Source organism: Asticcacaulis solisilvae (assembly GCF_017875235.1).
Lineage (GTDB): Bacteria > Pseudomonadota > Alphaproteobacteria > Caulobacterales > Caulobacteraceae > Asticcacaulis > Asticcacaulis solisilvae_A.
Map to the genome: position 1 here is coordinate 42338 of NZ_JAGGMI010000007.1, position 25766 is coordinate 68103.

Below are 25766 nucleotides of genomic sequence, written 5' to 3' on the forward strand. Positions count from 1 at the left end.
ATATGTATTCAGGGTCTTAGCGCAGAACCGGCGCGATGTTAATTAGCAACCGCAATATTTTCGTCGAAGGCCGGATCGGGCAGGGCAGGGGTCACGCCGATATAGCGCAGGCGGGCCTTGGGCGCGGCGCCGGTGTGGACCTGTTCGATGGCGTGGGCCAGCCAGCCGGCACTGCGGCCAATGCCATAAAGGGTCACGGGCGCTTCGCGCGGCAGGTCGAGGTGGCGGCCGATCAAGGCCAGCGCCAGCGACATGCCGACCGGCTGACCCGTCATGTCCTCGCCAACCTTCAGGATGGTCTTCAGGTCCTCGCCGATGTGCGGTGCAGCATCGATCAGGTTGCGCGCGCGCAGGTATTCGGACGGCGCCGGGTCTTTCTCGAAGCCCGGCAGCTCCAGGCCTTGGTTGAGTAGGGTGCGGGCGACCAGTTGCGGGTTGCCGGAGCGGCGGACCTGGGTGACGTAAAGCTCGGCGCGCGAGATGCGGGCGCCGAGGCGCGGACCCATGACGGTGGCGAAACCGGCCATCAATGGCACAGCCAAAGGCCCCATCGAAGCGGCGGCACTGCGCACGGCCAGGGTCGATTCGTCGAGGCCGACATCGGCCGACAGGACCAGGGCGCGACGCAGCAGGTCGATGTCGCGGTTTTCATAGACCTTCCACACCCGCGCCAGGCGCTGGTGGAAGAACAGGCGCGGCCCGCCATTGGTGACCGAATCGACCATCTCGTTGATAAGGCTGGCGGCTTCGAGGTTGAGGTCGCGGTCCGGATTGATGTCCGGCTGGGCGTCTTCCTCGATGCGGCGGCTGAGCACGGAAAAGACGCGCAGGCGCGGGCCGCCCGGGAAGTTGACGTCCGGGCGCGGCTTCAGCGGGCCGAACGGGTTCTGGCTGGCGCTCTGCCACAGTAAGGCCGCGACGGCCTCGAAGTTTTCGCTATCGGCCAGGGCAACGCAGTCGCGGCCGCGATAATAATGACGGCCGTTGAGAGTCAGCGAGATCTCGCTGTCAATGGCCGCTTCGCCGCGTGTGATCGTGCCGCCGCTCAAAGACGGGACGGCAGGCAACATGGGCTGGCCCGTACGCTGCCCTGGCATGCGGCCGGGCGCACGGCGCGACAGCCGCTCGACATCATCCAGCGCGTAGAGGCTCTTGCGCGGATGGCTGGGGTCGCTCTTGGCGGCAATGCGCTGACGGCTCACATAGGCGTAGAGCGTCTGCGGCTTCACTTCCAGGCGCTGCAGCGCCTCCGTGCGGCTGATCCAGATACGAGACATGGGCACACCTTCGATGTTCACCACGACAAGACTCCGCGAATAAGGCGGTTTATTGTCAAGATTGATTCTGCGCTGCACCCTATGCCGATTTGGCCGTGTTTGACACGTGCTATTTACCTTTTATTAACAGGTTCGGCCCAGTGCCATTTTGCAGCGCAAACCGAACGTGGCTTGCCTGCCGGAAAAGCCATGTTACACAAGGACATGAACGCATCACGGGGCCAACAATCAGGGACGATTTCGCCGGTAGTGCTGGCGTCGATCCTGTCTGTGGTCGTGGCCTGCGTGCTGACGGTATCGAAAACGGTCGTACTTTATCTGTCGGGCTCTCCGTCGGTGCTGGCGTCGCTGACGGATTCCGCGCTGGACCTTCTGGCGTCGGTCGCCACCCTGTTCGCCGTCCGCTACGCCCGCACGCCGCCGGACAAGGAGCACCCCTTCGGTCACGGTAAGGCCGAAGCCTTCAGTGCCCTGTTCCAGGCGGCTCTGGTCTTTGCGTCGGCCGCCATCATTCTGCAGGAATGTATCCGCGATTTCGCCGACCCGCGGCCGGCCAAGGCATCGGGCCTGTCTCTGGCCGTGCTCATTTTGTCGATCGTTTTGACGGCCGTACTGGTGTGGTTTCAGAACCGGGCATTACGTGCCGAAAACTCCGTAGCGGTGCATGGCGACCGAATGCACTATCTGACCGACTTCGTTACCAATATCGTCGCCATTATCGGTGTCGGCCTGGCGGCGCTGGGCCTTTCCATGTTCGACGCCATTGCTGGTGTGCTGATGGCGGCGTGGTTTGTCTGGGGCGCTGTCGGCGTCCTGCGCGAAGCCTCGGGTCACCTGATGGACCGGGCGCTGGAGGACAAGGATGTCGAGGCCATACGTAAACTGACGCTTGAAGATGCACAGATCCTCGGCGTCCATGACTTGCGCACGCGCCAGGCAGGTCCCTACGTCCTGATCCAGATGCATGTCGAACTTGACCCGCAACTGACGCTCGATGCTGCTCACAGGATCATCATCGCGGCGGAAAACAGGCTCATTGAGGTCTACCCGAATGCCGATATAATCATCCATCCTGATCCAAGGGGACTTGCCGAACCGCATGCGAGCGTGTTTCAGGATAGTCCGCCTTCGGAACAGGCGCAGGGATAACGCCAAAGGGACCTTGGATGACCGCCTATTCGCGCCAGCTCTACCATTTCGCCTTCGATCCCCATTCCCGCGCCGTTCGACTGGCGCTTGGCGAAAAGAAGCTGGCGTTCGAGGAAAGCAATGTCCGCTACTGGGAGCCGGACGACACGATCCTGCGCCTGAACCCGTCGGGCCTGCTGCCGATCCTGGTCGAAACGCCCGAGCCGGGTTCGATCGGCCAGACGCATAAGGTGTGCGAAGACCGCGCGATTCTTGAGCATCTTGAAGAGTGCTACAAGGAGCCGGCGCTGTGGCCGTCCAACGTCAACGAACGCGCCGAGGCCCGCCGGCTAACCGGCTGGTTTGACCGCAAGTTCGATTACGAAGTCAACGCCCTGCTGCTGCACGAAAAGATGGAGAAGCGGCTGATGGGGCGTGGGGCGCCGGATATCGCTTCAATGCGCGCCGGTCGCGAGGCGCTGAAGGACCATCTGCGCTATTTCGAAAGCCTGCTCCAGGTGCGCAACTGGCTGGCGGGCCATTCGCTGTCCTATGCCGACTTCGCCGCGGCGGGCCAGCTAAGCGTGCTCGACTATCTCGATGAGATCAACTGGTCGCGTTACCCGGCGCTCAAGACGTGGTACATGGTCATCAAGTCGCGGCCCTGCTTCCGGCCGCTGCTGAACGACAAGATGCCGGGTGTGCCGGCGTCGGCGCATTACCGGGAGCTGGATTTTTAGTTCGATGCTGGGAACAAGGGAATGAGTAGCGACTCGCCCTCCCCATTCATGGGGAGGGGGGACCGCCGTCAGGCGGTGGGCGGGGCCGCCGCCGGTCAAGCCCCCTCCATCACTTCGTGTTCCCCCTCCTTCGCTAACGCGGTGGCGGAGAAAAAGCTTGCCAATGCCATCCGTGAGGAAGCCTTGGCGCTCGGCTTTTCAGCCGCGCGCTTTGCCGCGCTTCCGGATGTGTGGGGCGCGGCAGATCGGCTGACCGCCTTTATCGACGCGGGCTTCCACGGCGATATGCAGTGGATGGAGGAGACGCACGAGCGCCGCCGCCATCCGCGCAATATGTGGAGCGACGCCAAGGGCGCGCTGGTCCTGGCCTATAATTACGGGCCCGACAGCGATCCGCGCGAAGGGCTGGCCCGGCCCGAGGCCGCGAACCTGAGCGTCTATGCGCGCGGTGACGACTATCACGAACTGATCAAGAAGAAGCTGAAAACCCTGGCGACATGGATCGTGGGCCAGACCGGCTGCGAGTTGAAGGTGTTTGTCGATACGGCGCCGTTGATGGAAAAGCCGCTGGCGCAGTTGGCAGGGCTGGGCTGGCAGGGCAAGCATACCAATCTGGTATCGCGTGAGCTGGGCTCATGGTTTTTTTTAGGGGTTATCCTGTTCGACCGGGTCTTGGGCGACGATGGTGCCGAGCGCGATCATTGCGGCTCGTGCTCGGCGTGTCTCACTGCTTGCCCGACCGATGCCTTTGTCGGGCCGTACCAGCTGGATGCGCGCAAATGTTTGTCGTACCTGACGATCGAACTGCGCGGTCCGTGGCCTGAACGGTTCCGGCATCAGATGGGCAACCGCATCTATGGTTGCGATGATTGCCTGGCGGCGTGTCCGTGGAACAAGTTCGCGCAAGCGTCGCAGGATATGAAGTTGCAGGCGCGCGAGGGTTTTACCGGGCTGAAACTGACGGAGTTGACGAAGCTGAGTGACGCAGAGTTCCGAGCGCTGTTCAGCAAGTCGGCGATCAAGCGGATCGGGCGGGAATCCTTCCTGCGCAACGTGAATTACGCGCTCGGTAATGCTGGTAAGGCTTCGCAAGACCCGGAAATCGAAGCGGCGCTACTGCAGATTCTGGCCGATGACAGTGCTGTGGTGCGCGGGTCTGCGGTGTGGGGGTTGAAGCAGGTGTTGTCGGAAGACGCGTTTGCCGAGCTGCGGGACCGGTACGTTGTGAGTGAGGGTGATGAAGCCGTTCGAGCGGAATGGGCAGGCGATTATGCACGCTGAAAGAAGCCCCTCAGCCTCGCCGGCAGGCACCCAACCCTCTCCCCGCAAGCAGGGAGAGGGGGCTATGAAGCGACCAATGCTTAGCCTTAAGTCCCCTCTCCCCGCTTGCGGGGAGAGGGTTAGGGTGAGGGGCATTACGGGCGAGGCAACGCATGCCCACCTTTAGCCTGATCATCCTGAGCTACAACAGCGGTGCCTATATCGAACGTTGCCTCGACGCCACGACGGCGTTGGGCGCCGATGAGGTCATTCTCGCCGACAACGGCTCGAATGATATGGACCTCGACGCGCTGCGGGCGAAATATCCCACCATCAAAATCATCGATAACGGCGGCAATCTCGGTTTCGCCGAAGGCAATAACCGCGCAGCCGCCATGGCCACCGGCGACTGGCTGGGCTTTATCAATCCCGATGCCTTTGCCGAGCCCGGCTGGCTCGACGCCATGCGCGTTGCCATCCGAAACCATCCCGACACGGCCATGTTCACGGCCTTGCAGATCGAGGACAATGATCCCTCACGCCTCGACGGCCTTGGCGACAGCCTGACCTTTTTCGGCTTTCCGTATCGCTCGGGCTTTGGCCAGCACTTGCCGCAGCAGGTCCAAGCATGCGAAACCTTTTCCCCGTGTGGCGCAGCCTTCGTCATCCGCGCTGACCTCTATCGACAGCTGGGTGGCTTCGATGAATGCTTTTTCTGTTATTGCGAAGACGCGGACCTCGGCTTCCGCGCCCGGCTGCTCGGCCACAGCTGCCAGTTGGTCCCCGAAGCCCGCATCCGCCATATCGGATCGGCGGCGCTAGGCGTGCGCTCGGACTTTGCACTCTATCACGGCTATCGCAACCGCATCTGGCTTTACGCCAAGAACATGCCCCTTAGCCTGCTTATCCTGACCCTGCCGGTTCATGCCGTGGTCACATGCCTGGGCGCGGCCAAGGACACGTTGAAAGGCAAGGGTGGCCTGGTGTGGAAGGCCATAAGTGATGCTTTTGCCGGCATGGGACCAATTCTTCGCGACCGCAAAAAAATTCAGGCGGAACGTCGAATCGGCGCTTTACGGCTGGCGAAAGTTTTGACATGGAACCCCCTGACGATTGCCCGGCGTGGCTAGTGATCGGGCGTTTTGAAAATTATTAGGAGCTGCCATGTCCAGCACTGCCCTCGACGCCCTCAAGACCCAGGCCTTTGTCGATACCAACGCCCGGATCGTCGATCAGTTCCGCACCGATCCGGATCGCCTGTCGCGCATGAGCCTCGACATCTGCGGCCTCTATATCGACGTCTCCAAGCAGAGCTGGTCGAAGTCCGGTTTCGACCGCGCCATTGAACTGTTCGAAAAGTCTGGCCTGGTCGAAGCGCGCGAAAAGATGTGGACCGGCAAGGCGATCAACGTTTCAGAGGACCGCGCCGTCCTGCACGTCGCCCTGCGCGACAACGACGCTGAAAACAAGCGCCTGCGCGGCGACGAGATCGCCCACGACGTCAAGTCGGCGCGCGACGCCATGCGCGACTATGCCGGCGCTATCCGTTCGGGCGCGATCACTGGTGCGACCGGCAAGGCCTTCAAGACCATCATCCATATCGGCATCGGCGGCTCCGACCTCGGCCCGCGCCTGGTTTTCCAGGGGCTGACGGCGCTGAACCCGCAGATCGACATCCGCTTCGTCGCCAATGTCGACGGCTCGGAACTGGCGCTGGCACTCGCCGGCCTCGATCCGGAAGAGACGCTTGTCATCGCCGTGTCGAAGACCTTCACGACCCAGGAAACGCTTGCCAACTTCCTTGCCGCCCGCGACTGGCTAGTGAAGGGCCTCGGCGAAGACGGCGCGAAAAAACATCTCGCCGCCGTCTCGGCCGCACCGGACAAGACCGGTGCCTATGGCATCGCGCCCGACCGCGTCTTCGGTTTCAAGGACTGGGTTGGCGGCCGCTATTCGCTGTGGTCGGCCGTATCGCTGTCGGTCATCATCGCGCTCGGCTACGACATCTATGAGCGCCTGCTGACGGGCGCCCGTCAGATGGACCAGCACTTCCTGACCGCTCCGTTCGAAAAGAACGCGCCTGTCCTGCTGGCTGCCGCCCAGGTCTATAACCGTATCGGCCTCGATCGCCCCAGCCGCGCTGTCATCCCTTACGTCCACCGCCTGCGCCGCCTGGCCGCCTTCCTGCAGCAGCTGGAAATGGAATCGAACGGCAAGCGCACCTCGCCGCACGGCGACCTGCTGGACATGAAGACCTGCCCGGTCGTCTTCGGCGACGAAGGCACCAATGCCCAGCACGCCTTCTTCCAGATGCTGCACCAGTCCGAGGACGTCGTGCCGCTGGAATTCATCGCCGTCCAGTCGAACCCCGAAGCGTCGGACGACATGCAGAAGAAGCTGTTGTCGAACGTCATCGCCCAGGGCGAAGCTTTCATGGTCGGCAAGTCGATGGAGACCTCGGAAGCTGAGTGCCGTTCCCTGGGCTTCGACGACGCCAAGACCGCCCAGATCGCGCCGCAGAAGGTCTGCCCGGGCAACAAGCCATCCACCCTGGTCCTGCTCGACGCCCTGACGCCGGAAACGCTCGGTGCGCTTCTGGCCCTTTATGAGCACAAGACCTTTGCCGAGGGCATCGTCATGGGCCTGAACAGCTTCGACCAATGGGGTGTGGAACTGGGCAAGACCCTGGCCAATGCCGTCCTCAAGGATTTCGCCGCTGCCGAGCCAGCCGAGCACGATCCGTCGACCGCCGCTCTGATCAAGCGCGTGAAGGGCTGAACATTATCTAAAGTTCACTTGTAAGGCGTCCCGATCTCTCGCTACTGTTGCACCGAGAGGGAGAGACGCCATGGCCATGACGCGCCGCACGACCGCCGGAGGCCTGATCCTGGCTGCCAGCCTGTTCGGATTTTCAGTGCGGGCCGCTGAGCCGCCGTCACCAGACGTCATAGGCACCTGGTCGGGACGGCTGAATGCCGGAGCGGTATCACTGCGGCTGCGTCTGATCATTACTGACGCCAGGACAGCAAAGGTCATCAGCCTCGACCAGGGCAATGCCGAAATTCCGGCGAGCAAGGTTGAGATCAGCGGTACATCGATCGTGCTGGAGTTCAAGTCGATCGGCGGTAGGTTCGAAGGCAGGCTGAAAGGCCGCGATACGATCGAAGGCGTGTTTACGCAAGGCGGCGCCATACCTATCACCATGAAGCGCGGCGAGGCCATAGACGATGTCCCGCCGGCCGAGCCCCTGACCCAGGCCGTCCTGAATGACGCCCGCCGCAATGCGCGCGCCCCCGGAATGATCGCCGGCTGGCAGAAGCGCGGCGGCGCCAGCGTCATCCTGTGCGACGGCATGCGGTCAGCCGAGGCCGCTACGCCGGTGACTGTTGATGACCGCTGGCACTGGGGCTCGATCACCAAGTCGATGACGGCGACCGTGGCGGCGCGCCTGGTCGAAGCGGGCGAGATCAAGTGGACCGCGACCGTGGGTGAGATGCTTGGATCAAAAGGTAAGATTCGCAGTGAATATAAGGCTGTTACCCTGCTGCACCTGCTGAGCCATCGCGGCGGCCTTCAGCCCAACCTCAACCCGGCGGCCATGCTGTTCTATACGCGCGACGCCCTGCCCGATGCGCGCGCCGAACGCCTGCGTTATGCCCTGGCAGCGCTCGATCAAAAGCCGGCGGCAGGACTGGCCGAGCAGATGATCTACAGCAATAACGGCTTCATCGTTGCCGGCGCCATGCTGGAGGCGGTGACGGGTAAGCCGTGGGAATCCCTGATCCAGGCCAAGCTGTTCGGCCCGCTAGGGTTGAACACGGCCGGTTTCGGGGCGCCCGGAACTCTCGGCAAGATCGATCAGCCGCTTGGCCACAGCGTACAAGGCGAGCGTCGCGTGCCGGCCAAGGTCGGGCCGGGAGCGTGGAATGACAATCCGACGGCGCTGGGGCCCGCGGGCCGCGTGCATATGTCGGTGGGCGACATGTTGGCCTATCTGGCGGCCCATCGCGATCAGCCGGAAGTCTATTTGAAGCCCGACAGCTGGGCCAAGCTGCATACACCGCCGTTCGGTGGCGACTATGCGCTGGGCTGGATGGTGAAGAGCGACGGCACGCTGTGGCATAATGGCTCCAATACCTTGTGGTATGCCGAGGCCCTGTTCAATCCGAAGACAGGCATTGCCGCGGCTGCGGCGGCCAATGACGCCGCGCCACAGACCCAGGCAGCCGTCAGCAAGGTGGCCGCGGGCGCGGCTGCGGCGGGGCTGGCCAGCGGATAACGCATTGACCCAACGCGTCATTCGCTTTCTAATGTGGATAAGAACAGGCGAGTGACGTGTCAGGACAATCCCACAAACCCACGGTCGGCGGTGGCGCCAAGAAGGTGCTTTATGCGCTGCAAACCGCGACGCGTATCGGGCTAGACAACACCGCCAAGGCGCTGACGGCGAAGAATACCTGCAAGGCGTGCGGGCTTGGCATGGGCGGTCAGAAGGGCGGGATGACCAACGAATCCGGTGACTTCCCGTCGGTATGCAACAAGTCGATCCAGGCGCAATCGACCGACATCCAGCCAGGCGTTCCGCTCGAAGTCCTGACGCATCCCTTGACGGACCTTCATGAGCTGGATGGTCATGAACTGGAGCATCTCGGGCGGCTGGCCTTTCCGATCTATAAGCCCGCGGGCGCCGATCGCTTCGAAGCCATAGATTGGGACGCGGCGCTCGATCTGGCGGCGGCGCGGTTCAAGGCAACTTCGCCGGATCGCAGCTTCTTCTATTCGTCCGGCCGGTCGTCGAACGAGGCTGGGTTCGTGTTGCAATTGCTGGCACGCGCCTATGGCACCAACAATGTCAATAACTGCTCCTACTACTGCCATCAGGCGACGGGGGTGGGTTTAGGCACGACCATCGGCACGGGGACGTCGACGGTCGAACTGGAAGACCTTGACCGCTGCGATTTCGTCATGGTCATTGGCGCCAATCCGTCGTCCAACCACCCGCGCTTTATCCATAAGCTGAAAGGCGTGCGCGACCGGGGCGGCGAGGTCGTCATCCTCAATCCCGCCAAGGAGCCGGGACTGGTGCGTTTTGCCATCCCGAAAAGTCCCAAGTCGATGCTGAAAGGCGGCGATTTCATTGCCTCGGACTATCTGCAGCCGCGCATCGGCTCAGATCTGGCGCTGCTGAAGGGGCTGGCCAAGGCCGTGCTGGAAATCGGCGCGCAGGATGACGGTTTTATCGCCGGTCATACTTTGGAGTTTGAGGCATTCCGCGATGATATCGCCGCAACATCATGGCCGGAAATCGAAGCCCGGACAGGGCTGGCGCAGGCCGACATCGTCCGCGTGGCAGCGCTCTATTCGAAAGCCAAGGAGGCCGTCGTCGCCTGGGGCATGGGCATTACCCATCACCTGAACGGCAGCGACAATGTCGAATATATCGCTAATCTGGCCCTGCTGCGCGGTCAGATCGGCCGGCCGGGTGCCGGGCTTTTGCCCTTACGCGGACATTCCAATGTTCAGGGCATCGGTACGATCGGCGTTAAGCCGGTGCTGGCCGCCGAGGTGCTGAAACGCATGGAAGAGGCGTTCGGCGTCACGCTTCCAAAAGGCGGCGGCATGGACACCATGTCGTGCATGAAGGCGGCGCATGATGGGCGCATCGACGCGGCGATGATGATGGGCGGCAATCTCTATGAAGCCAATCCCGACAGCCGGTTTGCGGGTGAGGCTTTTGAGCGCATCGGCTTCAAGCTCTATTTGACGACGACGCTCAATCGCGGCCATGTCAATGGGCTGGGCGACGGCGAGGTGCTGATCCTGCCGGTGACGGCGCGCGACGAGGAATGGCAACCGACGACGCAGGAATCGATGTTCAACTTTGTCCGCCTGTCCGATGGCGGCATCCGGCGCTTAAGGACCGTGCGGCCGGAAAGCGATATCCTGTGCGACCTGGCGGCGCGGCTGCTGGATACGCCGATCGACTTTCAGGCTTTCAAACAGCACCGCACCATTCGCGAAGCCATTGCGCGCATCGTTCCAGGTATGGAAGAGCTGGCCGATATCGATGTGGCGCGCCAGGAATTCCATGTGCGTGGCCGCTTGCTGCATACGCCGGACTTTCACACGCCATCCGGCAAGGCGCACTTTGTCGTGCGGCCATTGCCGCCGCGCTCAGAGGCGGAACTGCTGCTCAGCACGATCCGCTCGGAAGGCCAGTTCAACACTATCATCTATGAGCGCACCGACAGCTATCGCGGCAAGATCGGGCGGTGGAGCATCATGATGAATGCCGAAGACATGCTGGCGCGCGGCTTAAGCGATGGCGATGTGGCGACCGTCGAATCCGATCATGGCGTGATGGAAAACGTGAAGGTGCACGCCTTCGACGTGGCGCGCGGCGGTATCCTGGCCTACTTCCCGGAAGCCAATGTGCTGACCGGCACCCAAGTCGATCCACGCAGCAAGACACCGGCGTTCAAGGCAACGCCGGTGCGGATCCGCTGACTATTTACCCTGGACACCCAGCAGCTGAATACGGAAGATCAGAGTCGAGTTCGGCGGGATGTCGCCGGCGTCGCGCTCGCCATAGGCCTGGCTGGGCGGGGTATACATGATGATCTCGTCGCCGGTCTTGAGCAGAGGAATAACCTCCTGCCACGCCGGGACCAGGCGGCCGAGCGGGAAGGTGGCCGGCGCATTACGGGCATAGGACGAGTCGAAAACTGTGCCGTTCAGAAGCTTGCCTTCGTAATTGATCGTAACGGTGTCGCTGACCAGAGGCTGCGGGCCCGGAGCGGCAGCGCGCGACACGACCTTGTACATTACACCTGAAGGCAGGACGATCATGCCCGGCTCCTTGGCGCGTTCGGCCAGGAATTTTTCGCCTTCGACCAGGTTGGCGGCGGCCATGGAGGCTTGCGACGCCTCGCGTGCGGCCATTTCCTGTTCGATCTTATCCATCGATTCGCCGCAGCCGGTGAGGGCCAGCATCAGCGCGACGGCGGGTAGGAAGAAGCGTTTGAAAGCCATGTTACTGTTGACCGATGCTGAAAAGACGGACGCGGAAGATCAGCGTCGAGTTGGGCGGGATGTCCGGGCTCAGGTCGCGTTCGCCATAGGCTTCGGACGGGGGCGTATAGAGGATGATCTCGTCGCCAACATGCATCTGCGGTATGGCCTGCTGCCATGCCGGCACCAGGCGGCCGAGCGGGAAGGTTGCCGGTTCATTGCGGGCATAGGACGAGTCGAAGACGCTGCCATTGATCAGCTTGCCTTCGTAGTGGAGGGTCACGACGTCCTGGACGGTCGGTTGCGCGCCCGGGGTCTTGGAGCGCGAGATGACGCGGTACATGACGCCCGACGGCAGCTTGACGATGCCCGGCTGCTTTTCGACCTTAGCCAGGAAGTCCTGGCCGATCTTCAGATTGTCTTCGGCGGCCAAATTCCCTGACGTCTGCGCCATGGCGGCGGGTGCGGCCAACGCCAATGAAAGACCTATCACTTTAATCCATGCGGACCGCATAACCTGTGCTCCTGAGGGCTTCTGCAATTTCAAAGGCGTGGGCGGGGCCTTGGGTTTCGACCATGATGTCGAACTCGGCGCCCTTGGCGGGCACGTCGAGAACCAGGCGGTTGTGCGCGACATCGACAATATTGCCCCCCTTGCTGGCGATGGCCGCGGCCATCAGCGACAGCATGCCGGGGCGATCGTCGCCCAGGATGCGATAGGTGACAAGCCGTTTTTCACGTACCAACTCACGTTGCAACACGCTGGCCAGCAGGCGCAGGTCGATATTGCCGCCGCACAGGACAAGACCGGCCTTACGGCCATGGAAGCGTTCGGGGAAGCGCATGATGGCGGCCAGGCCGGCGGCACCCGCGCCTTCGGTGACTGTCTTTTCGATATTGACGAAGGCGGCGACGGCGCGTTCGAAATCGGCTTCGTCGATGATCAGGACGTCATCGACCAAGGCATTGGCGATTGCGAAGGGGATGTCGCCCACGCCCTTGACCGCGATGCCCTCGGCGATGGTCGATCCGCCGGAAGCCAGCTCAAGGCCATTGCGGCGGGCGTGGAAGGACGGGAACATGGCAGCTTCGACGCCAATGATCTCGATCGAGGGTTTGATGGTCTTGGCGGCGATGGCGATGCCGGCGATTAGCCCGCCGCCGCCGATCGGCACGACCAGAGTGTCGAGTTCGGGCGCCTGCTCCAGCATTTCGATGCCGATCGTCCCCTGTCCGATGAGGACGTCGCGGTCGTCGAAGGCGTGGACGTAGACGCCACCGGCCTTTTCGCACAGGGCCGTGGCGTGGGCGGAGGCCTCGTCATAGGTCTGGCCCTCGATGACGATACGTGCGCCAAAGCCTTGCGTCTTCTGCATTTTGACGAAGGGCGTGCCCTTGGGCATGACGATGGTGGCGGGGATGCCGAGGCGCTGGGCATGATAGGCCAGGCCCTGCGCGTGATTGCCGGCTGAGGCCGTGTAGACGCCACGCGCGCGTTCGGCCTCGCTGAGTTGCAACAGTTTATTGAGCGCGCCGCGTTCCTTGAAGGTCGAGGTGTACTGCTGGTTTTCCCCCTTGAGCCAGAGCTGGACGCCTGTTGCGTCAGTCAGCCGCTGCGAGAAGGTGCAGGGGGTGCGGACGACGTGGCCGTCGATGCGGCCGGCGGCCGCCTGGATATCGGCAAGGGTAACGCTCATGAGGGCCTCCTTAACAGAGGTGAGGGGTCTAAAAAAGAATAAGTTATGAGGTGCAGGAGACTGTGCCTCCTGCATATAATTTCTATTGAAACTTATTTTTCGATCTTGTCGCTAACTTTTTCGTATTGACCGAATTTATCGATCCTTTTTCGATTTTTTACGCGATCGCTTGACGGTTTTCCATTAGAAATATCGATATTACGTTTTGAGAGCTGTCTTTATGCCCAATTCCGGAAAAATTTTCGCTTCTCCTGCTTCGCATGGCTTTGTGCGAGTCGCCTGTGTGACGCCAAGGGTGCATATCGCCGATCCGATGGCCAATCTGGCGGAACATCTCGATCTGGCGCGGCGCTCCGAAGCGGCCGGCGCGGACTTGGTGGTGTTCCCGGAGCTTAGCCTGACAGGCTATACGCTCGACGACCTGTTCATGCAGGAACTGGTGATCGATGCGGCGAAAAAAGCGCTCGATGAGTTGATCCGGGAATCGACGCATATCCGGACGGTCATGGTGGTTGGGGTGCCGCTGCGCATTCTCGAAGCCATCTATAATTGTGCCATCGTCATCCATCGCGGCCGAGCCTTGGGCGTGGTGCCGAAATCCTTCCTGCCCAACTACCGCGAATTTTATGAGAAGCGCTGGTTTGCGACGGCATTCGACCTCAAGACCAATTTCGTCACGCTTAATCAGCAGGCGACGGCGGTCGGGGTTGATCTGGTGTTCCAGGCGGCGGGCTTTGAGGCCTTCCGGTTCGGCGTCGAGATCTGCGAAGACATGTGGGCGCCGGTGACGCCGTCGACCCGATTGGCGCTGTCGGGGGCACATATCGTGGTCAACCTGTCGGCCTCGCCCGTGACGGTCGGCAAGTCCCGGACGCGCAAACGTATATGCGCGTCGATCTCCGAGCGCCTGATGTGCGCCTATGCGTTTACGGCGGCAGGGCCGGGCGAGTCGACGACGGACCTGGCCTGGGATGGTCAATCGCTAATCTATGAGATGGGCGACCTGCTGGCCGAAGGCGAGCGCTTTCATTCCGGTACGGTGACCCTGGCCGATGTTGATGTCGAACGCATCGCCTCGGAACGCCTGCGCACCGGGACCTTCAACGATGCGCGCAAGGGCGAGGATGTCGTACCGCGCCCGCTGCTGTTTGCCTGCGAACCGCACGGCCTGACCGACTTTTATCGCAAGGTGCCGCGCTTTCCGTTCGTGCCGGTTGAAGCCGACCGACTGGATGAGGACTGTTACGAGGCCTTCAACATCCAGGTCCACGGCCTTATGCAGCGGCTGGAAAGCACCGGCACGAAGGATGTGGTGATTGGCATTTCGGGCGGGTTGGATTCGACCCATGCGGTGATCGTGGCCTGCAAGGCGTTCGACCGCCTGGGTATCCCGCGCGCCAATATTCATGGCTACACCATGCCGGGTTTCGGCACGACCACGGGGTCCAAGAACGATGCGCTGAAACTTATGAAGGCCCTGGGGATAAGTGCAGAGACGATCGACATCCGGCCTGCGGCCAAACGCATGCTGATGGACATCGGTCACCCGTTCGCGCAGGGCGAAAAGGTCTACGACATCAATTTCGAGAACGTCCAGGCGGGGCTGCGCACCGACTTCCTGTTCCGGCTGGCCGGCGAGAAGAAGGGCTTCGTTGTCGGCACGGGCGACCTGTCCGAACTGGCGCTGGGTTGGTGCACCTACGGCGTCGGCGATCATATGAGCCATTATAATGTCAACTGCGGCGCGCCTAAGACGCTGATCCAACATCTGATCCGCTGGGCGGCGGTCAAGGAGTTCGATCCCAAAACCGGCCGCATTCTTCAATCGGTGCTCGAACGCGAGATTTCGCCCGAGCTGATCCCGGTCGAGGACGGCAAGCTGCAAAAGACTGAGGACAAGGTTGGGCCATACGAACTGCAGGATTTTTCGCTCTACTATATCACCCGCTACGGCCTGCGGCCTTCCAAAGTCGCTTTTCTGGCCTGGCAAGCATGGCGCAACGCGGCGGCGGGCGAGTGGCCGGCAGATTTCCCCGAGGCCAAGCGGCGGGCCTATAGCCTTACCGAGGTCAAGAAGTGGCTGGAGGTGTTTGTATGGCGCTTTTTTGCCACATCGCAGTTCAAACGGTCTGCCGTGCCGAATGGTCCAAAGCTGATTTCCGGCGGCGCGCTGTCGCCGCGTGGCGACTGGCGGATGCCTTCGGATGCCAATGCAAAGCTGTGGCTTGAGGAGCTGCGTATAGGTGTACCGGACGGAGAGTAAAAGTATCGAATATTATGAGTATTTTTACGTGAATATCTTTAAGCACTCGCCTTTAATGGATTGTTAATTTGATAATGTCATGATTTCACAGTGAAAAGGGGCGGCGGCATACCGCGCAATCAGCGTCATACTGGTACAGTATAGGACGGTATTGCGGGGAGTATGACTTTGGTAGCCCCGGCGGTAATACCCGGAACTACCGGTAAAACAACGATATTTTCCGACTCTGCGGCCTAATTGCCCAGGGGGCGGGGAAAACGGGGTCCGCAAGATGAAATCACCTTCATGCAATCGTTTTTACAATTTATGTCTGATTAACCCTTTCGTTTTACTGATGGCCTCAGTTCAGTTGAGTGAGGCTTACACCATGACAAAACGTCATCCGCGTTCCGGGGCCCTGATAGCCGTTTCCGGAGCGCTTTTTTTATCCCTGTCATCTTTGGTCGCAACACCCGCCTTCGCCGACGGCGCGCGGGAAATACAGGTAGCAGGGCGAACCCTGACCTTCCTGGACGGTGGCCCCACGGGCAAGGTGGTCTTCGCCATTGTCTATGATTCCTCAAAGCCTGCTTCTGTTGCTGAGAAAGACCAGATCATGGCCGCGCTCGGTTCCGGCATGGCCGCCGGCGGCGCAACCGTCGTCGGCAAGCCGGTTGATGCCGGCGCCATAGGATCGGCCGGGGATGTAGGCGCCTTCTACATGACGCGCGGCGTCAACTACGCCGCGGCTGGCGCGGCTGCCAAGGCTAAGAAGACCCTGAGCATCAGCTCCGACATGGCCTGCGTCAAGTCCGGCGCCTGCGTCATGGGCGTGGCCGCGACCCCAAAGGTCGAAATCGTCGTCAACTCGGCCGCTGCGGCCGCTATCGGCGCCAAGTTCAAGGCCGCCTTCAAAATGATGATCAAGGAAATTTAAGCGCCCGGCGCTTTGGAGTACATCCACATGCATAAGTTCAAATCCCTCCTGTCGGCGGCGCTCGCCGCCCTGCCGTTCGTCGCCGGCGCCGCCGGTGCCCAGTCCATCGACTATGGCTCGCTGGAAAGCCTGTTCGGCGAAGCCGTCACCACCTCGGCCACCGGGTCGCCGCAGCGTTCGACCGAGGTTCCGGTCGATATGACGATCATTTCGGCCGATGACATCAAGCGCTCGGGCGCCCATGACCTGCCGACCCTCTTGGGCCGCGTCCCGGGCATCGACGTGCTTAACTGGTCGACCTATGGCGCCGATGTCGGCGTGCGCGGCTATAACCAGCCGATGTCGCCGCGCTTGCTGGTGCTGGTCAACGGCCGCCAGGTTTATCTCGACCACTATGGCTATACCGCCTGGTCGACCATCCCCGTCCAGCTGTCGGAAATCCGCCAGATCGAAGTGGTCAAGGGCCCGAACGCCGCGCTTTTCGGCTTCAACGCCGTGTCGGGCGTCGTTAATATCATCACCTATAACCCTAGGTACGACTCGGTCAGCAACGGTTCGGTCTCGGTTGCCTCGCGCAACGGCAAGGAAGCCTCGATCGTCCAGAGCATCCGCCTGTCGCCGAAGTTCGCCGCCCGTGTCTCGGGTGGTATCTCCAAGGCCGACGAATGGGCCGACAGCGTCGGCCTGCCGGCCGTGCAATATCGCGCCGAACCGTCGCGCGCCAATATCAATATCGACGCCGTGGCCTCTCTGACCGAAAAGACCGAGCTACGGTTCGAATCGTCGCTGTCCAACGTCCAGGTCAATGACGCCGTGTCGAACTACGACCCGGCCGCCAGCAAGTACATCACCGGTTCGGTCAAGGCCGACCTGACCTCGGATACCAAGCTGGGCCTGATCACCGCGACGGCCTATCGCAACACCATGCGCAGCACCAGCAATGTCGCCGGTATGGTCTCCCTGCGCAACACCATCTCGGTCGTCAGCGTCCAGGACCTGATCAAGGTCGGCCCGCACACCTTCCGCTTCGGCCTGGAATCACGCAACAACGAAATGGCCACCGCGCCGATGACCGGCGGCGAAGTCAGCTACACCGTCCTCGCCCCCTCGGCCATGTGGAACTGGGCGGTGTCTGACACGGTCTCGACCGCCATCGCCGTCCGTTCGGACAATCTGTCGCTGAAGCGCACGGGCACCTTCCCGGCTGGTTTCCCGCTGGCCAGCAACAGCAACTGGGATCGCGACATCAGCGAACTCAGCTTCAACGCCGGCGCGGTCTGGCGGCTGAGCGACAAGGACACGGTGCGCCTGATGACGGCGCGTGGCGTCCAGGCCCCGACCCTGATCGAACTGGGCGGCTTCCAGCTGGCCGTGCCGCAACCGGGCTTCACGCTGGTCGTCATGGGCAATCCGTTCATCGAACCCAGCATCGTCAAGAACACCGAAGTCTCCTATGACCGCACCTTCGGCAAGGTGAAGGCCGGCATCAAGCTGTTCAGCCAGACGACTGATGGCGTCAAGGGACAGCCGGGCGCCGCCGCTTTGTTCCAGATGCCGACGCTTACGACCTATCCGGCGATCAGCTGGACCAATGTCGCCGCCTCGGAAATGACCGGCTTCGAGCTGTCCGCCTCGGGCACATTCGGTGCGGGCTTTCACTGGAATGGCGACTACACGGCGACCGATATCAAAGACACGGCGGATGCCGGCCAGAATCTCGTGGATCTGCGCGCCAACTTTGCTGACATGACGCCGAAGAGCCGCGGCAACCTGAATATAGGCTGGGCCGGCGGCAAGTGGACGGTTGATGCCTTCGTGCACCACACGGACAAGTTCAAGTCCTTCGCGCCGCTGACCTACGCCCTGACGACCGTTCCGGCGCACACCACGCTGGCGGCCAATGTCAACTACGACCTCGGTCACGCCATGACCCTGTCGCTGAGCGGCAAGAACCTCGGCAATGCCAAGGTCCAGACCGCCGGCCTGAAGGTGCCGTCGACCGTTTACCTCTCGCTCAGCAAGCGTTGGTAAATTTTCTCCTGTCGCCGGAGCCTCAGGGCTCTGGCGACAGGCCTCCATCCGTTATATTTCCGATCGCGAGCACGTAATGACCTCCCCGTCACACAGCCAAAAGCCGAACTGGGCCCGTCCGTCGGACTGGCCGTTCATCTGGAAGTTCCTCGTCCCGTCGCTGGTGGCGATGGCCCTGATCGCCGTCCTGGCCGTTGCCGCGACCCTGGCCCTGCATTCGCAGACCAAACGCATGGACGCCGTCGTCAACGGCGCCATGGAAAACGCCCTGTTCCTGGGTGAGGTCCGCGCCGAGCTGCGTGGCGATGCCCGTGACCTTTATAACGCCCTGGCCGCCCGCGCCGGTGGCGACACGACGACCGGCAGCGCGGCCTACACGGCCAAGATCGCCGAACGCCTGAAAGTGCTGCAGGACAAGGTCAAGGCGCGTGCCGCCAAGGCGACTGACCCTGAGGACAAGAAGGCCTATGACGAATTGTCCAAGGAGATCGAAGGCCAGAAGGGCGCCATCGAATTCGTCTCGTCCATGCTGGAAATCGACCTGAACGCCGCCATTTCCTTCCTCGGGCCCTACGCGGCGTCCGAGCAGAACACCGACGCCATCGTGCAGAAGGTGCTGAAGCGCACCGACGAACGCGCCAAGGCGATGGCCGCCGAAAGCGTCAGGGGCGCGCAGGGCGACACCACGCTGATCATCATCATCGCCGCCATCGCTGCCCTGGGCGCCGGTGCCTTGGGCGTCTTCATCGGCCGTTCGACCTCCAAGTCGATCAACGGCATCGCCGACGCCACGCGCCGCCTGGCTGCCGCCGACATGAGCGTCGATCCGGTCAAGCTCCAGCGGGGCGACGAACTGGGCCAGGTCGTCGAAGCGCTCCAGGTCTTCAAGGACGTGACCGGCCAGAGTCGCGCGCTCAGCGCCGAGCAGGAAGAGGCCGCGCGCGCCCGCCTGGAACGCGCCGCCGAAATGGAGCGCCTTATCGGTGACTTCAATCGCGACTTCGCAGGCCTGATTCGTGGCGTCGAAAAGGCGTCGAGCCACCTCGAACAGTCCGCTGCCATCCTGACCTCGACCTCGTCGGAAAACGCCGGCCGCGCCCATTCGGCGGTCAGTTCGATCTTCTCGGTGCGCGATTCGATGAGCACGGTCGCCGCCGCCTCGGAAGAGCTGGGCGCCACCATCTCGGAAGTCGATCGCCAGGCGGCCGCTTCGGCTGATGTCGCCCGCGATGCCACCGACCGCGCCCAGCAGACCCAGTCCGCCGTCGGCGAGCTGACCCAGGCCGTGGCGCGCATCAACGAGATCGTCGATCTGATTTCGTCGGTCGCCAAGCAGACCAACCTCCTGGCGCTCAACGCCACCATCGAAGCCGCCCGCGCCGGTGATGCCGGTCGGGGCTTCGCGGTGGTCGCGCACGAGGTCAAGAGCCTGGCCGACCAGACGTCGAAGGCGACGGAGGAAATCCGCAACCGGATCGGCGATGTGCGCCGCGCCGCCGACCGCACGACGATCGAAATCGGCAATATCGCCGGCGTCATCACCCAGATGCAGGGCATTTCCGAAAACACGTCGGAATCCGTCCGTCAGCAGGTCCAGGCGACGCGCGAGATCACTCAAAGCCTGTCCACGGCCCTGCAAGGGGCTGGCGAGGCCTCGGCGACGATCGAACAGCTGAACCAGTCGGCGGAAGAGGCCGGCGTCGTGTCGGGCGCGGTGACGGAAGCGTCGCACAGCCTGTCGCAGCAGGCCGACCAGATGAAGGGGGTTGTCGAGACCTTCCTGAAGCGCGCCGCGACGATGTAAGACACGACTATTGCGGACAGAACCAAGCCCTCTCTGTCACCGGCAGGGAGGGCTATTTTGTGCGCGTAACCGTACCGTTGAAGCTGCAGGTCTTGCCGTGATAAGCGTCGCAGTCGCCGGCTTCGACGACCGTCAGGGTGTCGCCTGACTTGCGGATATTGATCGTACAGGTCAGCGCCGGTTCCGGGTGCAGGATCAGTTGCAATTCGTTTTCCGACAAGGGGGTGCTCACCAGCCCACCTTCGACGACGCCGAGATCACCGGCGCAGCCGTCCGTGGCGGCTTCGATCAGCGTCACCTTGTGGGCTGCGTCGATGCGGACGATCAGGTCGCCGGAATATTTGCCCGGCCATGTGTCCTGGACGGGCGGCGGGGCCATGGCGGAGGGTTCCGGCGCTGGGGCCTCCTTCGGTTTCGAACAGGCCGCCAGAAGACAAAGCGACAGAAGGGCTAAACGTTTCATGCGGCGGCCTCTTCCGGTTCGGCTTTCTTGAGATGTTGCGCCAGGAGGCGCGCTTCGGCGGCGCGGCTGGAGCCGGCGCGCCAGACGACGACGATATCGCGATAGGCGTGGTCGGATTTCAATGGCCGCACCGAGATGTCTTCGCTGCGCGCCAGGCCCGCCTCGACCGCCATGGCTGGCAGAAGCGATACGCCAAGGCCCGATCCGACCATCTGAACCAGGGTATTCAACGACGTCGCGGCAAACCCGCCATTCTGTGAGCCCAGGGTTTCAATACCACCGGCGGGATTGTTCCAGGTACAGGCGGCAAGGGCGTGGTCGCGCAGGCAATGGCCGTCCTCGAGCAGGATCAGCTCTTCGTTCTTCAACGCTTCCGGCGCGATACGCTCTTCGTGCGCCAAGGGATGGTTGAGCGGCGTGGCGGCGACGATTTCGTCCTTGCAGATAAAGGCGCAGTCGAGCCCCTGAAGGTCGTAGGGCAGGGCGATGACGGCGGCATCAAGCCCACCGGATTTTAGCGCCGCGATCAGCCGCGCCGTCTGGTCTTCGCGCAGGAAAAGCCGCAGGTCCGGGAAGGCGTCGCGGATCTTCAGCAGCGCCTTGGGCAGCAGAAACGGCGCGACGGTCGGTATGACACCCAGGCGGAATCGCCCCGTCAGGGGGCGGTTGGCGCCGCGCGCCGCTTCGACCAGGTCTTCGGTGCGCGCCAGGATATCCTCGGCGCGCTTCAGCGTTTCTTCACCGACCGCTGTCAAAATGACCTGTCCGCGCGAGCGATCAACCAGCCGCGCGCCCAGCGTCTTTTCCAGTTCGGCTATGCCCGAGGACAGGGCCGGTTGCGACACGAAGGCCTTTTCGGCCGCGGCCATGAAGCTCTTATGCTCGGCAAGCAGCTTTAGGTATTGCAGTTGGCGTAGGGTCGGCAGCATGGCTTGAATATAGGCCGATGCTGCATAAATTCAATTTATCAATCTGGTTAAAGCCATCAATTCCACTTTTTGTCGCGATATATTGGTTTAGGAGTCCGCATGTCGATCGATGCCTTGCAATCACTTATTCCTGCCTATGGCCAGGACCTGTCGCGCAATCTGACCGTTCTGCTTGGTGAGACCTGGCTCAGCCCGCAGCAGAAGTGGGGCACCTTCCTGGCCTCGGCCCACGCGGTCGGCGTGCCGCAAGTCGTGCGCAACATCGAAGCAGCGGCATCGACCGTCCTGTCACCGGACGCGATCACTGCCGCCAGGACGGCTTCGGCGATCATGGCGATGAACAATGTCTATTACCGCGCCCTGCACCTGATGGAGAACCGTGAGTATCAGACGCTGCGCTCGGGCCTGCGCATGAACCTTTTGACCAATCCTGGCGTCGACAAGCTGGACTTCGAGCTGTGGTCGCTGGCCGTGTCGGCGATCAATGGCTGCGCGGTGTGCATGGACAGTCACGAAAAGGTGTTGCGCGATCACGGCATTTCGGATGTCCAGGTCCAGACCGCATTGCGTATAGCGGCAACCGTCAACGCCATATCGGCCGTTATACGTGCCGAAAACGCGCTGATCGCGCTATAAGAAAAATCTATACAAAAATAAAATAAAACAGATTTGCCTTATTGCGCGTCTTAGGCGAATGTCCGCCGCGTCGGATCCGACTCAACTTGCTAAGGAGAAAATTCATGGGCCTCATCAACACCACCATCAAGCCGTTCAAAGCCACGGGCTTCAAGGAAGGCAAGTTTGTCGACGTTTCGGACACGGACCTGAAGGGCAAGTGGTCGATCTTCTTCTTCTACCCGGCCGACTTCACCTTCGTCTGCCCGACCGAGCTGGAAGACCTGGCTGACAATTACGATACCTTCCAGAAGATGGGCGTCGAAATCTACAGCGTCTCGACCGACACGCACTTCTCGCACAAGGCCTGGCACGACACGTCGCCGGCCATCGGCAAGATCAAGTACACCATGCTGGGCGATCCGTCGGGCGTCATTACCAACAACTTCGACGTCATGCGCGAAGGCGTTGGCCTGGCCGATCGCGGCACCTTCCTGGTCGATCCGGACGGCGTCATCCAGTTCTGCGAAGTCACCGCCGAAGGTATCGGCCGTAACGCCGCCGAACTGCTGCGCAAGGTCAAGGCCGCGCAATACGTTGCTTCGCACCCCGGCGAAGTCTGCCCGGCCAAGTGGGAAGAGGGTGAAAAGACCCTGGCCCCGTCGCTCGATCTGGTTGGCAAGATTTAAAGACCTTCTCCTCCCCATCGTGATGGGGAGGGGGACCGCGTAGCGTGGAGGGGTATGACTCCGATGGAAGAATACCCCTCCGTCAGCTTCGCTTACGCTCGCTGCCACCTCCCCACCGCTTCGCGCTAGGGAGGAGAAGTGGTCATTCTCCTTATCCGGGCTTTCGCGGCGTCGCTGCTGCTAAATAAACAAGAGCCCGAATATGGACAATGATTTTCCCCAAAGTTTCAAAGGAGTACAGCCATGCTTGACGCGGGTATGAAGACTCAACTGAAAGCCTATCTCGAAAACCTGCGCATGCCGATCGAACTGGTGGCGTCGGTTGACGACAGCCCTAAGTCGCGCGAACTGGTCGAGCTGCTGAACGATATCGTCGAGGCATCGGACAAGGTGTCGCTCAGGACGGATGGTTCCGATGCGCGCAAGCCGTCCTTTGCTATCGTGCGTCCTGGCACGGACATTTCCGTGACCTTCGCCGGTCTGCCGATGGGCCATGAGTTCACCTCGCTGGTCCTGGCCCTGCTGCAGGTCGGCGGTCATCCGCCGCGCGTCGAAGCCGACGTCATCGAACAGGTCAAGGCGCTGGAGATCGACGGAGAACTGCGGTTCGAAACCTACTTCTCGCTGTCGTGCCAGAACTGCCCGGATGTCGTCCAGGCGCTGAACCTGATGAGCGTGCTCAATCCCAGGATCAAGCACGTTGCCATCGACGGCGCCCTGTTCAAGGACGAGGTCGAGAAGCGTCAGGTCATGGCCGTGCCAACCGTCCTGCTCAATGGCGAGGTTTTCGCGCAGGGCCGTATGGGCGTGGAAGAAATCTTGGCCAAGATCGACACTGGGGCGCAGGCGCGCGAAGCCGCCAAGATCAGCGCCAAGTCGGAGTTCGACGTCCTGATCGTCGGTGGTGGTCCCGCTGGTGCTTCGGCTGCCATCTATGCCGCGCGCAAGGGCATCCGTACAGGTGTTGTCGCTGAACGCTTTGGCGGCCAGGTGCTGGACACGATGGACATCGAGAATTTCATTTCGGTCAAGCACACCGAAGGTCCGAAGCTGGCGACCGCCCTTGAGCAGCACGTCAAGGACTACGAAGTCGACATCATGAACCTGCAAAAGGCCGTGCAACTGATCCCGGCTACGACGCCCGACGGCCTGACCGAGGTCAAGCTGGAAAGCGGCGCTTCGGTCAAGGCACGCACGGTGGTGCTTTCGACCGGCGCCCGCTGGCGCCAGATGGGTGTGCCGGGTGAAGCCGAGTACCGCAACAAAGGCGTGGCCTATTGCCCGCACTGCGACGGCCCGCTGTTCAAGGGCAAGCGCGTGTCGGTCGTTGGCGGCGGCAACTCTGGCGTGGAAGCGGCGATCGACCTGGCCGGCCTGGCGTCTGAAGTCACGTTGCTGGAGTTCGCGGCCGAGCTGCGCGCCGATGCGGTCCTGCAACGCAAGCTCTATAGCCTGCCGAATGTCCGTGTGCTGACAAATGCGCAGACGACCGAAGTTCTGGGCGATGGCAACAAGGTCGTCGGCCTGACCTACAAGGACCGTATCCACGATACGGTGCACACGATCGACCTGGAAGGCATTTTCGTCCAGATCGGCCTGATCCCGAACACCGAGTTCCTGAAGGGCAGCATTGCCTTGTCGAAGCACGGTGAAATCGAGGTCAATGCCAGGGGCGAAACGTCGTTGCCGGGTGTGTTCGCGGCCGGCGACTGCACGACCGTGCCGTACAAGCAGATCGTCATCGCCATGGGCGAAGGCTCGAAAGCGGCGCTATCGGCGTTTGATTATCTGATCCGCGTCACGGCGCCGGTGGATATCGCCGCGGAGTAAGGTTAAGGCAAGGGGCCACCGGCCCCTTGACCCCTTAACACGACAGTGTTTAGTCGCTTATATAACAGATAGCCGGGCACCCTTTAGGGGGCGCCCGGCTATCTGTTATTCAATGGGTTAGACTCTACCGAGTTACGGGGTCCAGACTAGGCGTCCCCGGAGTCTGCGACCCCTGGCCTTAACCTAATCCTCTGGACTGGTGACACTCACCCCACGTCCGCGCAGGCGATCCAGTGCGCCGCCCTTACGCAGCCATGGCGACAGCGGAACGACGGCGACGGTTTTGCCGGGACGGTTGAGCGCGGTATCGATGGCGGAGGCCGTATCGCTGACCGACTGTTCGATCAGAGCCGAACCCTTGCCGGAACCTTCCAGGCAATCCGCCAAGGCTGAGCCGCGATAACTGCCAAGGACGGTGCTCATGTCGCCGGTTGACCAGGCATTGGCCGATGCCGGCAGCTTGTCGAGCACGAAGTCGATATTGTCGAGCGTCCGGCGCATGCAGTTGGTCTGCGCGGCCAGGTTCATGGCGTTGACGTCTTTCAGGACGGCCTTGAGTTTGTAACGGCCGAATGGTTTGACTGAAACGTTCTGGCGGCGGGCCAGGCGTGTTATGGTGTCGGTCGGTTCATCGGCAGTGACGCCGCGCTTTTCCAGCACTTCGCGGCGCAGGCGAGCACCGGCCCAGACGGGTTTGTCGCGCTCGAAGTCCTTCACCGACACTCCGGCGCGCGAGGCCGTAGCCGCATAACGAGCGTAAAGGTCAGGCGGCAGGACCTCCTTCAAAGTGCGCTTTTCGGGAAGGCTCTTGTTCGACATCAGGCTGAGCATATCGCCGGCGCTGGCCTTGGCGGCCTGCGGGATCAGCAGGCCGTTGGCGCCTTTCAGCGCGTTCTCAATACGACGGGTGCGCCAGGCCTGTGTCTTGGGGAAGGTCGGCAGGACGCCGATGACAATGACTTCAGACTGTCCGCGGCGGAGGCGCCACAGGGCCGGGCCCGACGCCTTGGCCGAGATGACGACCTCGCCGCTCCAGACCTCCCGGGCGGCGGCGGGCATGGCGAAGACAAGCGCAAGCGCGGTAATCAGACAACGGAGCATAAGACCAGCATA

The 25766-nt window shown here is 62.0% G+C and carries 21 protein-coding genes; 14 read left to right on the forward strand and 7 right to left on the reverse strand.

Annotated elements, in window-relative coordinates; all coding sequences use genetic code 11:
• Positions 1 to 38 precede the first annotated feature (38 nt).
• On the reverse strand, positions 39 to 1301 hold the full coding sequence (locus J2X24_RS12920) for a citrate/2-methylcitrate synthase (RefSeq protein ID WP_310003694.1): 1263 nt from the start codon (positions 1299 to 1301) through the stop codon (positions 39 to 41).
• 165 nt (positions 1302 to 1466) lie between these two features.
• Between J2X24_RS12920 and J2X24_RS12925 the strand changes: the two genes are divergently transcribed.
• From J2X24_RS12925 to J2X24_RS12955, 7 genes are all read left to right on the forward strand, one after another.
• Entirely contained in the window at positions 1467 to 2426 is a 960-nt protein-coding gene (locus J2X24_RS12925) for a cation diffusion facilitator family transporter (RefSeq protein WP_245344674.1), read from the forward strand.
• A 17-nt stretch (positions 2427 to 2443) separates the two neighbouring features.
• On the forward strand, positions 2444 to 3145 hold the full coding sequence (fzlA, locus tag J2X24_RS12930; protein WP_209722165.1) for an FtsZ-binding protein FzlA: 702 nt from the start codon (positions 2444 to 2446) through the stop codon (positions 3143 to 3145).
• A gap of 21 nt (positions 3146 to 3166) precedes the next feature.
• Entirely contained in the window at positions 3167 to 4426 is a 1260-nt protein-coding gene (queG, locus tag J2X24_RS12935) for a tRNA epoxyqueuosine(34) reductase QueG (RefSeq protein WP_245344675.1), read from the forward strand.
• A gap of 152 nt (positions 4427 to 4578) precedes the next feature.
• Positions 4579 to 5535 carry a glycosyltransferase family 2 protein gene (locus J2X24_RS12940; protein WP_209722168.1) on the forward strand — a complete coding sequence of 319 codons (957 nt, stop codon included), beginning with the start codon at positions 4579 to 4581 and terminating at the stop codon, positions 5533 to 5535.
• A 34-nt stretch (positions 5536 to 5569) separates the two neighbouring features.
• Positions 5570 to 7183, forward strand: a complete 1614-nt coding sequence (gene pgi, locus J2X24_RS12945; protein ID WP_209722171.1) for a glucose-6-phosphate isomerase — start codon at positions 5570 to 5572, stop codon at positions 7181 to 7183.
• A gap of 70 nt (positions 7184 to 7253) precedes the next feature.
• Positions 7254 to 8684 (forward strand): serine hydrolase domain-containing protein, encoded by a 1431-nt coding sequence (locus J2X24_RS12950; protein ID WP_209722174.1) that lies wholly within the window; start codon positions 7254 to 7256, stop codon positions 8682 to 8684.
• 56 nt (positions 8685 to 8740) lie between these two features.
• Positions 8741 to 10912: an FdhF/YdeP family oxidoreductase gene (locus tag J2X24_RS12955; RefSeq protein ID WP_209722177.1), complete on the forward strand. Its 2172-nt coding sequence runs from the start codon at positions 8741 to 8743 to the stop codon at positions 10910 to 10912.
• On the opposite strand, the gene J2X24_RS12960 is transcribed toward J2X24_RS12955, so the two are convergent.
• Genes J2X24_RS12960 through J2X24_RS12970 form a run of 3 tightly spaced genes read right to left on the reverse strand, consistent with a single transcriptional unit; the run spans position 10913 to position 13113 of the window.
• Positions 10913 to 11437 carry an FKBP-type peptidyl-prolyl cis-trans isomerase gene (locus J2X24_RS12960; RefSeq protein ID WP_245344676.1) on the reverse strand — a complete coding sequence of 175 codons (525 nt, stop codon included), beginning with the start codon at positions 11435 to 11437 and terminating at the stop codon, positions 10913 to 10915.
• A 1-nt stretch (position 11438) separates the two neighbouring features.
• Entirely contained in the window at positions 11439 to 11894 is a 456-nt protein-coding gene (locus tag J2X24_RS12965) for an FKBP-type peptidyl-prolyl cis-trans isomerase (protein WP_245344677.1), read from the reverse strand.
• Between the two features lie 16 nt (positions 11895 to 11910).
• Positions 11911 to 13113 (reverse strand): threonine ammonia-lyase, encoded by a 1203-nt coding sequence (locus tag J2X24_RS12970; RefSeq protein ID WP_209722182.1) that lies wholly within the window; start codon positions 13111 to 13113, stop codon positions 11911 to 11913.
• A 220-nt stretch (positions 13114 to 13333) separates the two neighbouring features.
• On the opposite strand from J2X24_RS12970, the gene J2X24_RS12975 reads away from it, so the two are divergent.
• From J2X24_RS12975 to J2X24_RS12990, 4 genes are all read left to right on the forward strand, one after another.
• The gene (locus J2X24_RS12975; RefSeq protein ID WP_209722185.1) at positions 13334 to 15376 is read left to right on the forward strand and encodes an NAD(+) synthase; all 2043 of its coding nucleotides are present in this window, start codon (positions 13334 to 13336) and stop codon (positions 15374 to 15376) included.
• A gap of 271 nt (positions 15377 to 15647) precedes the next feature.
• Complete coding sequence (locus J2X24_RS12980) at positions 15648 to 16292, forward strand: hypothetical protein (RefSeq protein ID WP_245344678.1); 645 nt, start codon at positions 15648 to 15650, stop codon at positions 16290 to 16292.
• Between the two features lie 27 nt (positions 16293 to 16319).
• Complete coding sequence (locus tag J2X24_RS12985) at positions 16320 to 18323, forward strand: TonB-dependent receptor plug domain-containing protein (protein ID WP_209722188.1); 2004 nt, start codon at positions 16320 to 16322, stop codon at positions 18321 to 18323.
• 76 nt (positions 18324 to 18399) lie between these two features.
• Complete coding sequence (locus J2X24_RS12990; RefSeq protein ID WP_209722190.1) at positions 18400 to 20127, forward strand: methyl-accepting chemotaxis protein; 1728 nt, start codon at positions 18400 to 18402, stop codon at positions 20125 to 20127.
• A 52-nt stretch (positions 20128 to 20179) separates the two neighbouring features.
• Here J2X24_RS12990 and J2X24_RS12995 read toward each other — a convergent pair whose 3' ends face one another.
• Both J2X24_RS12995 and J2X24_RS13000 read right to left on the reverse strand, forming a co-directional pair.
• On the reverse strand, positions 20180 to 20590 hold the full coding sequence (locus J2X24_RS12995; protein ID WP_209722192.1) for a hypothetical protein: 411 nt from the start codon (positions 20588 to 20590) through the stop codon (positions 20180 to 20182).
• A complete protein-coding gene (locus tag J2X24_RS13000; protein WP_209722194.1) occupies positions 20587 to 21519 on the reverse strand; it encodes a hydrogen peroxide-inducible genes activator in 933 nt (310 codons plus the stop codon). Before J2X24_RS13000 ends, J2X24_RS12995 begins: the two co-directional genes overlap by 4 nt.
• A gap of 99 nt (positions 21520 to 21618) precedes the next feature.
• On the opposite strand from J2X24_RS13000, the gene ahpD reads away from it, so the two are divergent.
• The 3 genes from ahpD (at position 21619) to ahpF (ending at position 24653) form a co-directional block, all read left to right on the forward strand.
• Positions 21619 to 22155 (forward strand): alkylhydroperoxidase, AhpD family, encoded by a 537-nt coding sequence (ahpD, locus tag J2X24_RS13005; protein ID WP_209722196.1) that lies wholly within the window; start codon positions 21619 to 21621, stop codon positions 22153 to 22155.
• A 104-nt stretch (positions 22156 to 22259) separates the two neighbouring features.
• The gene (gene ahpC, locus J2X24_RS13010; protein WP_209722198.1) at positions 22260 to 22823 is read left to right on the forward strand and encodes an alkyl hydroperoxide reductase subunit C; all 564 of its coding nucleotides are present in this window, start codon (positions 22260 to 22262) and stop codon (positions 22821 to 22823) included.
• A 243-nt stretch (positions 22824 to 23066) separates the two neighbouring features.
• A complete protein-coding gene (ahpF, locus tag J2X24_RS13015; protein WP_209722201.1) occupies positions 23067 to 24653 on the forward strand; it encodes an alkyl hydroperoxide reductase subunit F in 1587 nt (528 codons plus the stop codon).
• A 183-nt stretch (positions 24654 to 24836) separates the two neighbouring features.
• On the opposite strand, the gene J2X24_RS13020 is transcribed toward ahpF, so the two are convergent.
• On the reverse strand, positions 24837 to 25754 hold the full coding sequence (locus tag J2X24_RS13020) for a TraB/GumN family protein (RefSeq protein WP_209722204.1): 918 nt from the start codon (positions 25752 to 25754) through the stop codon (positions 24837 to 24839).
• Between the last annotated feature and the right edge of the window lie 12 nt (positions 25755 to 25766).